Annotated in this window: 18 protein-coding genes and 1 tRNA gene; 17 read left to right on the top strand and 2 right to left on the bottom strand. The window is 30.2% G+C overall.

The genetic code is table 11. The features are described 5' to 3' along the window. Positions 1-27 precede the first annotated feature (27 nt). Positions 28-102: transfer RNA gene (locus B2S02_RS11760), tRNA-Thr, on the top strand. A gap of 213 nt (positions 103-315) precedes the next feature. Further along, on the top strand, positions 316-1,584 hold the full coding sequence (locus B2S02_RS11755; protein WP_346849180.1) for a DNA polymerase IV: 1,269 nt from the start codon (positions 316-318) through the stop codon (positions 1,582-1,584). Between the two features lie 55 nt (positions 1,585-1,639). Here the strand turns inward: B2S02_RS11755 and B2S02_RS11750 are convergent, their stop codons facing one another. Further along, the gene (locus tag B2S02_RS11750) at positions 1,640-2,629 is read right to left on the bottom strand and encodes an ATP-binding protein (RefSeq protein ID WP_346849181.1); all 990 of its coding nucleotides are present in this window, start codon (positions 2,627-2,629) and stop codon (positions 1,640-1,642) included. Then, positions 2,622-3,617: a DnaD domain protein gene (locus B2S02_RS11745; protein WP_346849182.1), complete on the bottom strand. Its 996-nt coding sequence runs from the start codon at positions 3,615-3,617 to the stop codon at positions 2,622-2,624. The genes B2S02_RS11750 and B2S02_RS11745 overlap by 8 nt, the downstream gene beginning before the upstream one ends. A gap of 354 nt (positions 3,618-3,971) precedes the next feature. On the opposite strand from B2S02_RS11745, the gene B2S02_RS11740 reads away from it, so the two are divergent. From B2S02_RS11740 to B2S02_RS11670, 15 genes are all read left to right on the top strand, one after another. Next, positions 3,972-4,844, top strand: a complete 873-nt coding sequence (locus B2S02_RS11740; RefSeq protein ID WP_346876262.1) for a M23 family metallopeptidase — start codon at positions 3,972-3,974, stop codon at positions 4,842-4,844. Between the two features lie 179 nt (positions 4,845-5,023). Next, a complete protein-coding gene (locus B2S02_RS11735) occupies positions 5,024-5,485 on the top strand; it encodes a MarR family winged helix-turn-helix transcriptional regulator (RefSeq protein WP_035134559.1) in 462 nt (153 codons plus the stop codon). A 16-nt stretch (positions 5,486-5,501) separates the two neighbouring features. After that, the gene (locus B2S02_RS11730; protein ID WP_346849184.1) at positions 5,502-6,476 is read left to right on the top strand and encodes a beta-ketoacyl-ACP synthase III; all 975 of its coding nucleotides are present in this window, start codon (positions 5,502-5,504) and stop codon (positions 6,474-6,476) included. Positions 6,477-6,502: 26 nt separating this feature from the next. Further along, the gene (gene acpP, locus B2S02_RS11725) at positions 6,503-6,733 is read left to right on the top strand and encodes an acyl carrier protein (RefSeq protein ID WP_035134562.1); all 231 of its coding nucleotides are present in this window, start codon (positions 6,503-6,505) and stop codon (positions 6,731-6,733) included. Positions 6,734-6,783: 50 nt separating this feature from the next. After that, entirely contained in the window at positions 6,784-7,725 is a 942-nt protein-coding gene (gene fabK, locus B2S02_RS11720; protein WP_346849185.1) for an enoyl-[acyl-carrier-protein] reductase FabK, read from the top strand. Between the two features lie 15 nt (positions 7,726-7,740). Further along, positions 7,741-8,685, top strand: a complete 945-nt coding sequence (gene fabD, locus B2S02_RS11715) for an ACP S-malonyltransferase (RefSeq protein ID WP_346849186.1) — start codon at positions 7,741-7,743, stop codon at positions 8,683-8,685. 14 nt (positions 8,686-8,699) lie between these two features. Next, positions 8,700-9,440, top strand: coding sequence for a 3-oxoacyl-[acyl-carrier-protein] reductase (fabG, locus tag B2S02_RS11710; protein ID WP_346849187.1), 741 nt, complete (start codon positions 8,700-8,702; stop codon positions 9,438-9,440). A gap of 22 nt (positions 9,441-9,462) precedes the next feature. Then, the gene (gene fabF, locus B2S02_RS11705; RefSeq protein ID WP_346849188.1) at positions 9,463-10,701 is read left to right on the top strand and encodes a beta-ketoacyl-ACP synthase II; all 1,239 of its coding nucleotides are present in this window, start codon (positions 9,463-9,465) and stop codon (positions 10,699-10,701) included. Positions 10,702-10,704: 3 nt separating this feature from the next. Continuing rightward, positions 10,705-11,217: an acetyl-CoA carboxylase biotin carboxyl carrier protein gene (gene accB, locus B2S02_RS11700; RefSeq protein ID WP_346849189.1), complete on the top strand. Its 513-nt coding sequence runs from the start codon at positions 10,705-10,707 to the stop codon at positions 11,215-11,217. A 61-nt stretch (positions 11,218-11,278) separates the two neighbouring features. Further along, on the top strand, positions 11,279-11,707 hold the full coding sequence (gene fabZ / locus B2S02_RS11695; protein WP_414632261.1) for a 3-hydroxyacyl-ACP dehydratase FabZ: 429 nt from the start codon (positions 11,279-11,281) through the stop codon (positions 11,705-11,707). Positions 11,708-11,726: 19 nt separating this feature from the next. Continuing rightward, a complete protein-coding gene (locus B2S02_RS11690; RefSeq protein ID WP_035134569.1) occupies positions 11,727-13,076 on the top strand; it encodes an acetyl-CoA carboxylase biotin carboxylase subunit in 1,350 nt (449 codons plus the stop codon). A gap of 24 nt (positions 13,077-13,100) precedes the next feature. After that, positions 13,101-13,967, top strand: coding sequence for an acetyl-CoA carboxylase, carboxyltransferase subunit beta (gene accD, locus B2S02_RS11685; RefSeq protein ID WP_346849191.1), 867 nt, complete (start codon positions 13,101-13,103; stop codon positions 13,965-13,967). Positions 13,968-13,997: 30 nt separating this feature from the next. Next, positions 13,998-14,804, top strand: a complete 807-nt coding sequence (locus B2S02_RS11680) for an acetyl-CoA carboxylase carboxyltransferase subunit alpha (RefSeq protein WP_035134571.1) — start codon at positions 13,998-14,000, stop codon at positions 14,802-14,804. A 240-nt stretch (positions 14,805-15,044) separates the two neighbouring features. Next, positions 15,045-15,920 (top strand): DegV family protein, encoded by an 876-nt coding sequence (locus B2S02_RS11675; protein ID WP_346920737.1) that lies wholly within the window; start codon positions 15,045-15,047, stop codon positions 15,918-15,920. 87 nt (positions 15,921-16,007) lie between these two features. Then, positions 16,008-16,655, top strand: coding sequence for an amidase domain-containing protein (locus B2S02_RS11670; protein WP_346879051.1), 648 nt, complete (start codon positions 16,008-16,010; stop codon positions 16,653-16,655). The last annotated feature ends 16 nt before the right edge of the window (positions 16,656-16,671 follow it).

Genomic DNA, 16,671 nt, shown 5'->3' with positions numbered 1-16,671 from the left:
TCGAGTCCCTTCTGGGTCGCCACTTATGCTGGCATGGCTCAACGGTAGAGCAGCTGATTTGTAATCAGCAGGTTGTAGGTTCGATTCCTATTGCCAGCTCCAAAGATTCTGAATTAATTCAGAGTCTTTTTTTATTTTTTGAATTAATACATAAGTAAAAAATAATTAAATACATAAAAATTAAATATATAAATATTAAGGATATATTTTAATTTAAAATAAATTATTGTCATAAAGGTATATAATTATATCTTTACAAACGAATATTTGTTCGTTAAAATAAGAATATAAGTTAATTTTGAGGATGTGATATTTGTGGAGAATAAGTCCGAGAGAATAATATTTCACATAGATGTTAACTCTGCATTTCTATCATGGACAGCTATAAATTTATTAAAATGTGGAGAAAGTGAAATAGATATAAGAAAAATTCCTTCTATAATAGGTGGAAGTATAGAAGATAGAAGAGGAGTAGTTTTAGCAAAATCAATTCCAGCTAAGAAATTTAATATAATAACCGGAGAACCTATAGTAGCTGCGTTGAAAAAGTACCCTCAATTAAAAGTTTATCCACCAGAACATAAACTATATACAAGGTTTAGTAATGATATGTATAAATTGTTAGAGCCATATTCTGATTTTATTGAAAGGTATTCTATAGATGAAGTTTTTATGGAAGCAAGTCATTTTAAATATGACTACATGGAAAAGGCTAAGGAGATTAAAAGAAAAATAGAAGAAGACTTGGGTTTTACAGTAAATATAGGAATAGGAAATAATAAGTTATTAGCTAAGATGGCTAGTGATTTTTCTAAGAAGAATTCTATCCATACATTATTTAAAGAAGAAATAAAAATAAAGATGTGGCCACTTAAAGTAGGCGATTTATTTATGGTTGGAAAAGCAGCAGAAAAAAAGCTTATAGATTTAAATATATTTACAATTGGAGATTTAGCAAATTATAATTTGAGCATTTTAAGAAATATATTTAAGAGCTATGCAAATATAATTTATGAATATGCCAATGGAATAGATAATTCACCCATAAACTGTGATAATTATGTGGATGTAAAAGGCATAGGAAATTCAACTACTACAAGCAAGGATATATTAAGTACAGATGAAGCTTTAAAAGTATTATTGTCACTTACTGAAAGCGTAGCTAAGAGACTTAGAGCTAATAAGTCTTTATGTGGTATTGTAGTTGTATCAATAAAGTCGAATATATTTACAACTTATTCTCATCAGAAAAAGTTTTTAACCCCAACAGATTCGACTGAAGAAATTTTTAAATTAGTGAAAGTAATATTTAAGGAGATGTGGCGTAGAGAACCCATAAGATTATTAGGAGTCAGAGTAACTAAGTTGAGTGATAATAGTATATATCAAAAATCTTTATTTGATGATGAAAAAATAGATAAACAAAGAAACTTAGATAGTACTATAGATAAGATAAGAGAAAAGTATGGAGATTCATCCATAATAAGATCTACCTTTATAAGCTCAAATAATAAAAGGGGCTTAGAAGATGAAAAAGCAGAAGATTTTTTAATGATGGGAGGCCTTTATGATTCTTCTAAATAAAAAAACATCCTAACTTAATATAAGTATAAGTTAGGATGCCTTTGATCAAATGAAATTATTTAGAGGATGCTTTACTATTTAAATTTTTTTGAAGCCTTATATCATCACCATAAAACTTAAACAAAGAAAAATTACCAAAAAGTCTAGAGGTAATACGTTCTGAATAGATAGATAATAATTCATCTAAAGAAAAGTTACTAGATATTAACATTTTTTTATTTCTTAGAAGCTTTGTATTTAGTAGGTTAAATAACTCAGATATAGCAAATTCTGAGGATACTTCTGTACCTAAGTCATCTATTATAAGTAAATCACAATTAATTAGGTGATCTTCTAGAGTTGAATTGTTATTAAATCTTATATCTTTTAAGTTTTTAATCAATTCTTCAGAAGTCTTATACACTATAAAATATCCATTATCTATTAATTCTTTTGCGATACAGTGAGATAAAAAGGTTTTTCCAGTGCCTGGATTACCATAAAAAAGAAGATTTTCTAATGTTGACTCAAAGTTTGCTATATATCTAAAACATTGATTTACAATGCTTTTCATATTTTCCTTTGGACTATATTTTTCACGGCCAATTCTTTTATCACTATAGAAGTCCATATTAAAATTAGCAAAATTATGATCATCAGAAACTATGAATAAATCACTATTTCTATAATAAAAACTATTAAGTTTTTGTTTATAGCAACTACATTTTTGTAATCCTATAAATCCAGTATCATTACATTTATTACAATTATAATGAATATCTAGATAATCTAAAGGATAACCGTTTGATACCAGTAACTCAGTCTTTTTAACTCTTAAATTAGTTATATTTTCCTTTAGTTCTTTTAAATGTTGTTCTCTATTAGGCGCATCCTGAAAGGCGGCTAGGGAAACCTTAATACATAGCTTCCCTATATGATTTTCAATATCATCTATTTCAGGAACACGTTTTTTTACTTCTGATTTTCTTAATTCTAAAGCATTTTTTTGATTTTCCTTTATTTTATCATAAAGTTTCATAATTTCTAAATGATATTTATTAGTCATTATTATCCCATCCTAAAAGTTTTCTTTCTAAATCTTCAAAATCATAGGTCCTTTGATCGTAACTATGAAATTTACCTTTGCCTTTTTTTGTATTGGTATTTGAAACTTCATTAACAATAGGTTTAAAATTAATTTTTTTCTTGTCTTTTAACTCAATATCTTGAAGAGTTTTAATTTTGTCTTTAAACCAACTATTAAGTATACCATCAATATATTTAAAGTCGGCTCTATTTAGTCTTTCAAAGCAAATGTCACAAGCTTTATATATAATTTCTAAAGAAAAATTATATACATTTAACCATTTTTCCAAAAGCTCTTCTTGAGGTTTCATAACATCACCATTTTTCAGACCTAAATAAGTTAAGATTTTTCTTATATTAATCCATTTATCCTCATGCTTTTTTATAAAGTCTTGTGCTTCGTCTATACTAGTTATATTGTTATCACTCCAAGATACAGCTATTTTCTCAATATATCTATAGTCAGATTTTCCTTTAGAAACACAATATTCTATAAGTAAAAGTATAATTTCAGGAGAAAAATTAAAGTCGTTTTGCCATCCGAGATAAGTAGTCATTTCTTTGGGCGAAAGTGGACGTGCTAATAATCTTTCTATATCTTGCAACATATCTTTAACCATAGAATTATCTAGTTCTTTTAATAAATTCACAGATTTTCCGTTATCGGGAGCCTTAGTTAGTTCTAAGAATTCTATATTATAATTTCCCATATTATCTATGGGAACTAATCTTATAACACCTTCGTCATTCCAATAATTCCAAGCATTTATTACGTCAGTTTCTAATAAGGATAGAGCTGAAGCTATAAGAGTTGAGTTTACACCGATTTCTCCACTAACACAATATTTAAGACCAAGTAAATAAACTTTTATATACTCGCCTCTAGCCTTTGCCATGAAGTTATCTATAAACACATTGCTTACGGGAGTATAATCTAAATTTTTGGTTTTAAACATAAAAGTACTCATAAAATCTCAACCTTTCCATGTTATCGTAATGTAATAGCATTACATTAAACTCTTGTTGAAAACTAAGGTTATAATTATATATAAGTAAATAAATTATTTATTTGTTATATAAGTTATATCTTATTGCTCTATTTTTATAACCTTTTAGAATAAGTTTCAATTAAGAATTATATTATAACCTTAGTATATCATATAGTAAACCTATTAAAAGTAAAATTTAATAATTAATAAATGTATAGATATTAGTATATAAAATTAATATTTTATTAATAATAAAATTGACTATTGTTTTGTACATTATGTTTAAAATAATTTCAATGGGGTATATTATCATTGTAGTAGGGAGGTAATACAATGATGAAAAATATACTACGAGAATTAGTCATAGTATGTGTATCACTCTTATGTATTTTAACTATGATTACCATGAATCCGGTAGAAGCAAAAGAAAATGTAAAAGCGAATGAAAAAATAAAGGCAGTAGTTATGAAATCAGATGGTGTAGAAATTGGCATAGTTGCTGATGAAGCCACAGGTAACAATGCTCTTAATAAAGTAAGAGATATCTATATAGATACATGTAATATAGATAATGTTAAAGATATTGCTGTAAATAATAAGATAGTATATGAAAAAATAATTTGTAATAAAGAAGATGTTTTAAGTGAAAGTGAAATTTCTAATAAAATAATAGGATACAATAATACAAATGATAACAGTTTAATTAACTTTACAGTTACAAAAGAAAATCAGGTTAAATATATACAAAAGACTAATAATTCGCAAGTTGCTTTTACGCCTCTTAGTAGGGGGAATACCCAAATAAATAGAGAGGTTTTTTTACACAATTCAATAACAACACCTATAAAAGGTATACTAACTTCCACTTTTGGTGAGAAGAGAGAAGGATATTATCATAAGGGAATTGATTTGGCTGCTAATACAGGTACTGAAATTCAAGCTGCATTAGATGGAACAGTGAGCTTTTCAGGGATGGCAGATGGGTATGGTAAAGTAGTAATAATCGACCATAGTGATAACTTGCAGACTGTATATGCACATTGTAGCAAATTAAATGTGTCTGAAGGTGAACAGGTTCTAAGAGGGCAAGTTATAGCAGAAGTTGGTAATACTGGAGATAGCACAGGTCCACATCTACATTTTGAGATAAGAGTAGATGGAGTTCCAATAGATCCTTTGGGATATACAGGGATAATTGGATATTAAATTTTTAATAAAGTCTAGATTTATCTAGACTTTATTTTTGGTAAAAATGAATAAATTGTGACAAGTTAAATTTTTGGTAAAAATAAAAGTAAAAAAAATATATTGACTTTGTTTTTCTTTAGTAATATACTTTGATTATCAAACTATTTGAAAGTCAAACAAAAGGAGAATAAAGTAGAATGAAATCCTTAAATTCAAATAAATACGTATTAAATGAATTATTAGTAACTATATTTAATGATATTCTAGAGATTGAACAAACTGCTCTACAAGAAGGAGTACTTAAAGATTTATCGGTTACAGAGATACATACTATTGAAGCTATAGGAATGTATCATCCAAGAACAATGACGGAAGTAGCAAATGATTTAAATATTACAGTAGGTACTTTAACTACAGCCATAACGAAACTTGTAAAAAAAGGATATGTAGAACGTACAAGAGGAGAAGAAGATAGAAGATCTGTAATGATAGCTCTTACTAGAAAAGGAAAGTTAGCATATAGAGTTCATGAAAAATTTCATCAGGACATGATTAGTGAGACTATAAAAGGTTTAACAGATGAAGAGGAAGAAGTGCTAATAAGATCTCTAGAGAAAGTAAATAGCTTCTTTAAGTCAAAATACAATCTTAAAAAATAAGTAAAGGAGAATAAATGTGATTGGTTCAAGAATACTAGGAACAGGTTCTTATACACCATCTAATATAGTTTACAATAAAGATATAGAGAATATTGTAGATACTTCAGATAGCTGGATTAGAGAGAGAACTGGAATTGCGGAAAGAAGAATTTCTACTGGAGAAGATACTTCAGAATTAGCAATAAAGTCAGCTCTAAAGGCTTTAGAGGATAGTAATGTAGATGGTAAAGAAATTGATTTAATTTTAGTGGCTACAGTTTCACCAGATAGTTTAATTCCATCAGTTGCATGTAATGTACAAAAGGAAATAGGTGCTGTAAATGCTATGGCTTTTGATATAAATGCTGCATGTAGTGGGTTTATATTTGCGTTAGATATAGCTAAGGGATATATAGAAACAGGTAGGGCTACAAAAGCTTTAATAATTGGAGCAGAGGTATTATCTAAAATCGTAAATTGGGAAGATAGAAATACTTGTGTATTATTTGGAGATGGAGCAGGAGCTGTAGTTATAGGAAAAGATTCTGAAGAGCATATAAGTTATATCAACTGTAAAAGTGTAGGATCTAAAGGTGAATCCCTTACTTGTGACATACTTCCTATGGAGAATATATGTACCAAGGAAGTTATAAATAATAATAAGATTCAGATGAATGGAAAAGATATTTATAAGTTTGCTGTTAAGGTTATGGAAGAGGAATTTAATAGAATTATTCAAAAAAGCAATATAAAAAAGGATGATATAGATTTTATACTTCCACATCAAGCAAATATAAGAATGATAGAAAGTGTTAGTAAGAAAATTGATATACCTTTATCTAGATTCATTATAAATTTAGACAAAAAGGGTAATACATCTAGTGCAAGTATTCCAATAGCTTTAGATGAAGCAAATAAAAATGGTCAAATCAAACAAGGAAGTAACATAGTAATTATAGGATTTGGTGGTGGACTAACCTATGGTAGTGCACTGTTAAAATGGAATAAATAATTTAAAATATATAGGAGGAATAAAAAATGGTATTAGAAAGAGTAAAAAAAGTTATAGCAAAAGAACTAGGTGTAGAGGTAGAGGAACTAAATATACAAGCAAGTTTTACAGATGATTTAGGAATAGATTCTCTAGAAATATTTGAAATTGTTATGAGTTTAGAAGAAGAGTTTGATATTGAAATTCCAAATGAGGATATAGAAAACATAAAAAATGTTCAAGATATTTCAAGCTATATAGAAAGCAAAGTTAATTAAAACAAAAGGTCAGATAGCTATCTATCTGACCTTAACCATAGGAGGTATATATGTTCAAATCAGATATATGTGAAGCTTTAGGAATACAATACCCAATAATTCAAGGGGCTATGGCTTGGATTGCAGATAGTGTATTAGCAAGTAGCGTATCAAATGCGGGAGGGCTTGGAATTATAGCGGCAGGAAATAACTCTCCAGAAAATGTTAGATTAGAAATAAGAAAAGCTAAAGAGCTTACAGATAAACCTTTTGGAGTAAACATAATGCTTCTTAGTGATAATGCTGATGAGGTTGCTAAGATTGTTTGTGAAGAAGGAGTAAAGGTTGTTACAACAGGTGCAGGAAACCCAGGTAAATACATGAATATGTGGAAAGATCATAATATTAAGGTTATTCCAGTAGTAGCTTCAACAGGGCTTGCAAAACGAATGGAGCGAAGTGGAGCAGATATGGTAATTGCTGAAGGTTGTGAAGCTGGTGGACACATAGGAGAACTTACAACTATGGCACTTCTTCCTCAGGTTGTAGATGCTGTAAATATACCTGTTATAGCAGCTGGTGGTATAGGAGATTCTAGAGGAATGTTGGCTGCATTAGCATTAGGTGCTAATGGATTTCAAGTAGGAACTAGATTTCTAGCAGCGAATGAGTGCACTATTCATGAAAATTATAAAAAAAAGGTAATAGAATCAAAGGATATAGATTCAGTAGTTACAGGTAGAAGTACTGGGCATCCTGTAAGAGTTCTTAGAAATAGATTATCTAGAGAATATTTAAGACTTGAAAAGTTAGGTACATCAGCTGAAGAGCTAGAACAATTAGGGGTTGGTGGACTTAAAAAGGCTGTTATAGACGGTGATGTAGATAATGGTTCTATTATGGCAGGTCAAATTGCAGCTTTAATAAAAAAGGAAGAAAGTTGTGAAGAAATAATTAAAGATTTTGTAGAAGGTACTGAAACATTACTAAAATCCATGATAAATAAATTTTAAAGTTGAGAGGTAACTATGAAAAATATCGCATTTATTTTCCCAGGCCAAGGAAGTCAGTACGTAGGTATGGGAAAGGAAATACATGAAGAATTCTTAGAAGCTAAGAAAGTATTTGAAAAAGCTAACAAAATTTTAAATAAAGATATAAGTGAGTTATGCTTCAATGGTCCCATAGAAGAACTAACCTCTACTGAAAATAATCAAGTAGCTATAGTAACTCTTTCAATAGCATTATTTGAAATTTTAAAATTTCATGGAATAAATCCTAAGGTTGTTGCAGGATTGAGCCTTGGAGAATATTCTGCTTTAATCTCAAGTGGAATTATGAATTTTGAAGAAGGATTAAGAGTAGTAAGAGAAAGAGGAATATTCATGAAGGAAGATAGTGATAAAACTAACGGCTCCATGGCGGCTATCATTGGTGGGAAAATAGAAATTATAGAAGAAGTATGTAATGAACTTAGTGATAAAGGAATAATAGGTATAGCAAATTATAATTGTAGTTCTCAAATTGTAATTTCAGGAGAGGATTTCTTAGTAGAAGAAGCTATGAGAAGTTTAAAAATTAAAGGTGCTAAGAAAATTGTTAAGTTACCAGTAAGTGGAGGATTTCATACAGAATTAATGGAAAATGCATCTAAAAAATTAGGAGATGTATTAAGTGAGGTAACTTTTAATGAAAGCAATATAGAAGTAATACCTAATGTTACAGGAGAGGTTTTACAAAACGTAATGGAACTTAGACAGTTGTTAGAAGCTCAAGTTAAATCTTCTGTGAAATGGCAAAAGACTATAGAAAATATGATTGATATGGGAATTAATACTTTTATAGAAGTTGGACCAGGAAAAGCCCTTAGTGGTTTTGTAAAGAAGATAAGTAAAGATGTAAAAATATTAAATGTTGAGGATAAAGAATCAATTTATAGTACATTGAAATATTTACAAGAAGCTCATGTATAGGAGAGGATATATATATGTTTAAAGGAAAGAATGTGGTAGTTACTGGAGGAAGTAGAGGTATAGGAAGAGCTATAGCTATAGAGTTTGGTAAAAAAGGAGCTAATGTGGTTATAAATTATGTTAGTAGTGATGCAGAGGCAGAAAAAGTTGCCGAGGAAATAAAAAGTCTTGGAGGAAATGCTATTTTAGTAAAAGGAGATATAAGTAGTTTCGAAGAAGGAAAAAAATTAATAGATGAAACGGTAAAAGTTTTTGGAACTATAGACATATTAATTAATAATGCAGGAATAACAAAAGATGGATTAATTATGAGAATGAAAGAAGAGCACTTTGATAAGGTTATAGATATAAATCTTAAGGGTGTATTTAATACTTGTAAGAGTGCAGTGTCTCACATGCTTAAACAGAGAAGTGGAAAGATTATAAATATTTCTTCTGTAGTAGGAGTTGTAGGGAATGCAGGGCAGGCAAACTATGCAGCATCTAAAGCAGGTGTTATAGGACTTACTAAGTCAATAGCTAAGGAAGTAGGAGCTAGAGGTATAACTGTAAATGCTGTAGCACCAGGATTTATAAAAAGTGATATGACAGATGTATTAAGTGAAAAAGTAAAGGATGGTATGTTAGGACTAATTCCTTTAAATAGATTTGGAAATGTAGAAGATGTAGCAAGGACTGTAGTTTTTCTTGCATCAGAGGGTGGAGACTATATAACAGGTCAAGTTATAAATGTAGATGGCGGAATGGTAATGTAGTTATTTAAGGAGGACATATAAAGTGAATAGAAGAGTGGTAATCACAGGTATGGGAGCATTAACTCCTATTGGTAATGATATTAACAGCTTTTGGGATGGAGTTAAGAATGGTAAATGTGGCATAGATTTTATAAAATCTATGGATGTAGAAAAGTTTAAAGTTAAAATAGCGGCAGAGGTTAAAGATTTTGACCCTACAGAGGTTATTGATAGAAAAGAAGCTAAGAGGATGGATAGATATTGTCAACTTGCTATGGCAGCAGCAGAGGAGGCAGTAAAATCTTCAAATTTAGATTTAGATAGTATTGATAAATATAGATTAGGTGTTTTAATTAGTTCAGGAATTGGTGGACTCGATACATTAGAAAATGAATATAAAAGAATGTTAGAAAGAGATACAACTAAGGTATCACCATTTTTAATTCCTATGATGATAGAGAATATGGCAGGAGGAAATGTTGCTATTAAATATGGTGCTAAAGGGCCATGCCTATCTGTAGTGACAGCTTGTGCTACAGGAACTAATAGTATAGGTGAAGCTTTTGAGATGATAAAGGCAAATAGAGCAGAAGTGATGATTACAGGTGGGACAGAGGCATCTATAACATCAATAGGTCTTGCTGGATTTACTGCATTAACGGCTTTAAGTAAGAGTGAGGATCCTAAAAAAGCATCTATTCCTTTTGATAAAAATAGAAGTGGATTTGTAATGGGTGAAGGAGCAGGAGTTTTAATTTTAGAAGAGCTCCAGCATGCAAAGGCAAGAGGTGCAAAAATATATGGTGAAGTTATTGGATATGGAGCTACTTGTGATGCCTATCATATCACTCAGCCTAGTGCTGATGGAGAAGGGGCAGCAAGAGCTATGCAACTTGCCATAGAAGAAGGAAATGTAAGCTTAGAAGATATATCATATATTAATGCTCATGGAACTAGTACTCCATATAATGATAAATTTGAAACTATAGCTATTAAAAATTTATTTAAAGAGCAAGCCTATAAGATCCCAGTTAGTTCTACAAAATCAATGACAGGACATTTATTGGGAGCATCAGGTGCTATAGAATCAATTGTATGTATAAAAGCTTTAGAGGAAGGGTTTATTCCAGCTACTATTGGTCTTGAAGAGAAGGATGAAGATTGTGATTTAGATTATGTTCCTAATATTGGAAGAAGAGCAGAACTAAAATATGCTTTGTCTAATTCCTTAGGATTTGGTGGTCATAATGCTACACTTTTATTTAAGAAATGGGAGGAATAAATTATGAATTATGAAGCAATTGAAAGGCTAATTAAATTAATAAATGATTCCGATCTTAAGGAATTAGAACTAGAAGAAGCAGGACTTAGAATAAGGATGAGCAAAAATGATTCTAGCAAAATTATTTATAATGAAGATGCTAGAGGATTAAATCAATCTAAAATCACAGATAAATGTGATATAGAGTATGTTAATCATACTAATAATGCAAATGATAATACTTCAGTAATATCAACAAAGCATGAAGAAATAATTACTGAAGAGAGTAATTTAGAAGAATGCTTTATAGTTAAGTCACCTATGGTAGGAACATATTATTCTTCACCTACAGAAAATGGAGAACCTTATATAAAAATAGGAGATTCAGTATCAAAGGAGTCAATTCTGTGCATAATTGAAGCTATGAAATTGATGAATGAAATTGAATGTGAAGTTGAAGGAACAGTGGCTAAAATATTTGTTAATAATGGAGATGTAGTAGAATTTGGTCAGCCTATAATGGCTATAAAACTTTAGAAATATAGATTATATAAAGGAGGTAATATAAATAATGTTGGATGCAATAGAAAGTGATGTAATAAAACTCAATATAAAAGAGATACAAGAAATAATACCTCATAGATATCCATTTTTATTTGTAGATCAAATAGAAGGTTTAGAACCAATGAAAAAAGCGGTAGGATATAAAAATATAACTATGAATGAATATTTTTTTCAAGGTCATTTTCCGCAAGAACCTGTATTACCTGGAGTGATAATAGTAGAAGCGCTTGCACAAGTTGGTGCCATTGCATTACTTTATGATGAAAAGTTTAGAGGCAAGATAGCCTACTTCGGTGGGATAAAAAATGCTAGGTTTAAGAGAAAAGTTATACCTGGTGATAGATTAAAACTAGAAGTTGAAATTATAAAGATAAAAGGACCAATGGGTATTGGTAAAGGAATTGCCACAGTTGATGGAGTAGTAGCTTGTGAATGTGAATTAACCTTCGCAGTAGGAGTATAAAAGTAAGAGAGGTAGCCGTATGTTTAAAAAGATATTAATTGCTAATAGAGGAGAAATTGCAGTTAGAATAATTAGGGCTTGTAGAGAAATGGGAATACAAACTGTAGCTGTATATTCTGAAGGTGATAGAGAAGCTTTGCATGCACAAATGGCAGATGAGTGTGTTTGTATTGGACCATCAGCCTCAAAGGATAGTTATCTAAATGAAAATAATATATTAAATGCTACTATTTTAAAAGGTGCAGAGGCTATTCATCCAGGGTTTGGATTTTTATCTGAAAATAGTAGATTTGCCAAGATGTGTGAAGAGTGTAATATTAAATTTATAGGACCCACAGCAGAAAATATAAACAATATGGGAAATAAATCAAAAGCCAGAGAACTTATGGAAAAGGCTAATATACCAGTAGTACCAGGATCAAAGGGAATTATAAATAATGAAGAGGAAGCTATAGTAATAGCTAAAGAAATAGGATATCCAGTAATGATAAAGGCCTCTAGCGGAGGCGGAGGAAAAGGAATTAGGATTGTAAATAATGAGAATCAGCTTATAAGTGATTTTAATGCAGCAAAGAGAGAAGCGAAAGTTTCATTTAACGATGATTCGATGTATATAGAAAAGTTTATAGAAAAACCAAGGCATATAGAAATACAACTCATAGCAGATAATTATGGAAACACAGTATATCTAGGTGAGCGTGAATGTTCTATACAAAGAAAAAATCAAAAGGTGTTAGAAGAAGCACCATCAGTATTTATAGATGATAGTATGAGAAAAAAAATGGGAGAGACTGCAGTTAAAGCAGCTAAATCTATAGGGTATGTAAATGCTGGAACTATAGAATTTCTAGTAGATAAGCATAAGAAGTTCTATTTCATGGAGATGAACACTAGAATACAGGTAGAGCATCCTGTAACAGAAATGGTAACAGGAGTTGACTTAATAAAAGAACAAATTAGGATAGCTTATGGAGAAAAGTTAAGTTTTTCACAAGAAGATATAAAAATTACAGGTCACTCTATTGAGTGTAGAATAAATGCGGAGGATCCTTATAAAAATTTTAGACCTTGTCCAGGTGAAATAACTAATTTATATGTACCTGGTGGAAATGGGATTAGGTTAGATTCTGCGGTATATCAAGGATATAAAATTCCACACTGCTATGATTCAATGATTGGTAAACTTGTAGTTCACGGTAAAGATAGAGAAGAAGCTATAAGCAAAATGAAAAGAGCATTAAGTGAATTCATAATAGAAGGAGTTAGTACTAACATAGACCTTCAGCTTGATATTTTAACTAATGAGAGTTTTGTAGAAGGAACTTTTGATACAGGGTTCTTAGAAGCATATCTTAATAAAGTTAAATAGTTTAAATCTAAATGAGGTAATTATATGAAAGATTTAAGGTCATTATTTAAAAAAAATGTTTATATAGAAGTAAAACCGAGCAATAAAGAGGGTGAGATAAAAAGGAGACCACAAGTACCTGATGGAATGTGGATTAGATGTCCTAAATGCGGTAATACCATATATAGAGGAGATTTAATAAATAATTTAAAAGTGTGTTATTCTTGTGGAGGACATTTTAGACTTACAGCAAGAGAAAGAATTAAGCAAACAATCGATGAAGGAACATTTAAAGAATTATTTGCAGATATGATTTCAGACAATCCTTTAGACTTTCCAGAATATACGGAGAAGGTAAGTAAGATACAAAGAGTTACTAATATGAAAGAGGCTGTTATAGCAGGTATAGGGAATATAGATGGTAATACTGTAGTTATATGTGCTATGGACAGTAATTTTCTCATGGGAAGTATGGGAAGTGTAGTTGGAGAGAAGATTACACGAGCCATAGAATTAGCAACAAAGGAGGAACTTCCAATAGTAATATTTACTTGCTCTGGAGGAGCAAGAATGCAAGAAGGAATATTTTCTCTTATGCAAATGGCCAAAACGTCAGCAGCATTATCCTATCATAATGATAGGGGGTTACTATATATATCTGTACTAACAGATCCAACCACTGGAGGTGTAACAGCAAGTTTTGCAATGATAGGAGATATAATACTTGCTGAACCTAATGCACTTATTGGGTTTGCAGGACGAAGAGTTATTGAGCAAACAATAAAGCAAAAGCTACCAGATAATTTTCAGACAGCGGAATTTCTTTTGGAAAAGGGCTATGTAGATAAAGTTGTACACAGGAAGGATATGAAGAGTACTCTTAGTACTATTATAAAAATACATGTGAATTGAAGATACAAGGAATAGAGGTGTTGGAAGTAGATGGATAACAAGTTTAGCTCGTGGGAAAAGGTAAGTATAGCACGTAGTATTAAGAGACCTACAGCACTTAACTATATTAATAGTATATTTGAGGATTTTATAGAGTTAAAAGGTGATAGAGGCTATGGCGATGATAGTGCCATAGTAGGTGGTATAGCTAAATTTGAAAATAAGAGTGTTACAGTTATTGGAATACAAAAGGGAAATAGTACTAAAGAAAATATAGAAAGAAATTTTGGAATGCCAAAGCCAGAGGGGTATAGAAAAGCATTAAGACTTATGCTCCAAGCAGAAAAATTTAAAAGACCTGTAATTATTTTTGTAGACACTCCAGGTGCCTTTTGTGGAATAGAATCAGAAGAGCGTGGTATAGGAGAGGCAATTGCTAAAAACCTTATGACTATGAGTAATTTAAAGGTTCCTATAGTTTCTATGATTATAGGAGAAGGTGGAAGTGGAGGAGCATTGGCTCTTGCTGTTGCTGATGAGGTATGGATGCTTGAGAATTCTATATACTCAATTTTATCTCCAGAAGGATTTGCATCTATTTTATATAAAGATGTTACTAAAGCTAAAGAGGCAGCTGAAATAATGAAAATAACATCTTCAGATTTATTAGGTTTAGGAGTTATTGATAGGGTTATCAAAGAACCTAAAGGAGGAGCACAGGAAGATTCAAATAAAATGATTTTAAGTATAAAAGCAAATTTAAAAGAAGTATTAGAAAGATTAAGTAAAGAACCTGTAGACTCTTTATTGACTAAGAGATATTATAAGTTTAGAAAATTAGGTAAATATATAGAATAAACTAATAAAATATGGTAATATATGACTAATTATAATATAGTATTGATGTAAATTGTTTTAACTTATAGTAAAATGATTATAATACTAATAATAATTGGTCTTATTTTATTTTGTTAATATATAATTAAATGAATAATTGAACTAGCTATTATAATATAGAAGAGACCATAATTAAAATTAAGTATATAAAATGAATGTAGTAAAAGCTATATAAATTTATAAATGAGAGGAATATGATATATGAATAACAAAGTAGTTTTAGTAGTTGATTCTGGTAGCGATTTACCTATTGAATTTATAAATCAACCCAACATAGTAGGTCTACCTATTGGGTGTAATTTCAAAGGCCGAGATATAGAGGATTATTTTGGTCAGACTTTGGATATTAAAGAGTTTTATGATGGTTTAAGAACTGGAGATATGTATACTACATCCCAGATTAATGTATATAAATTTGAAGAAGCTTTTAAAAATATAGTAAAAAAAGGAAAAGCAATTATTTATATAGGACTATCTTCAGGGTTATCAGGAACTGTAAATAATGCAATAAATGCGTCTTTAAGTGTGAAAGAAGAATATCCAGATTGTGATATAACTATAATAGATACATTATCTGCTAGTATGGGAATAGGATTACTAGTATATAAGGTTTATGATATGATGAAAGAAAATAAATCAAAAGAAGAAATAGTTGAGTTTGCGGAAGGAATAAAACTAAAAATAAATCATTACTTTACAGTAGATGATTTAAAGCATTTAAAAAGAGGTGGAAGAGTATCAAGTTCTGCTGCAACGGTGGGAACTTTACTTAGTGTAAAACCGGTACTTCATATGAATAATGAGGGGAAACTAATACCTCTTAGTAAGGTTAGAGGTAGAAAAAAGGCTATGCTAGAGCTTGTAAAAAAATTTGAGGAAAGAAGCATAGGAGAAGAACAACTAATAACTATTTCTCATGGAGATTGTGTAGAAGATGCAAAGTTGTTAGAAGAGTTCTGTAGAAAAAGCGGAAGAGTTAAGGAGTGTATAATTAATAATTTAGGACCGACTATAGGTAGTCATACTGGAGCGGGATTATTAGCACTATTTTTTGTTGGTAATGGAAGAGAAGAGTAAACAAATCAGTAGATTGTGAGTATATAAGTATTATAGAGGTTAAATTACAACCTAATTAGTTTTATTATTTAAGATGGGAGGTTGATTATGAAGAGTATAAGATTACTTAAAATAATCAAAAGGATCAAAAGCAAATCCCAACTTAAAGATGAGATAATCAATAGAAAAAACTATGTATATAATAGAGCGAGAGCAAAGGCTTATGCTGAAGCTTATGCAGAGACTCCCAATGTAAAAGAATACCCTGTATTTAAGGATAATGACTGTGCTAATTTTATAAGTCAAGTTTTAGTAGCAGGCGGAATGAAAATGAAGGGGTCAGATTATAGAAAGTTTACAGATTGGTTTTGTTATACTAAAGATCCAATGGCTTTAAAGAAAGTTTCCCTGACATGGAGAAGTGCGGAATACTTTAGAAAATATTGGGGAAACAAAGATGGCCAAGGAAATAATATGGCAGATGAATTTAAGGAGTTAACAGTAGAAGAAGCAATAGCTAAGTTTGATGAACTATATACTTATATTATGATAGGTGATGTTATACAATATGCAGACAGTAACAAAAAAATATATCATTCTCAAGTAGTACATGCTAAAGAGTTTAATGTAGCATTAAACAGAAATGACTTATTCATAGCTCAGCATTCATTGAATAGAAAGCATGTATCTTTATACGAATACTTAAAATTATTAAAGAACAAAAAGGGAAGATATATTTATATTTATCATTTTTAATTGTTTAAAGTTTTGT

It is taken from the genome of Clostridium sp. UBA7339 (assembly GCF_002470865.1).
Taxonomy (GTDB): Bacteria; Bacillota; Clostridia; order Clostridiales; family Clostridiaceae; genus Clostridium_J; species Clostridium_J sulfidigenes.
This window is presented reverse-complemented; position numbering and strand designations above follow the sequence as displayed.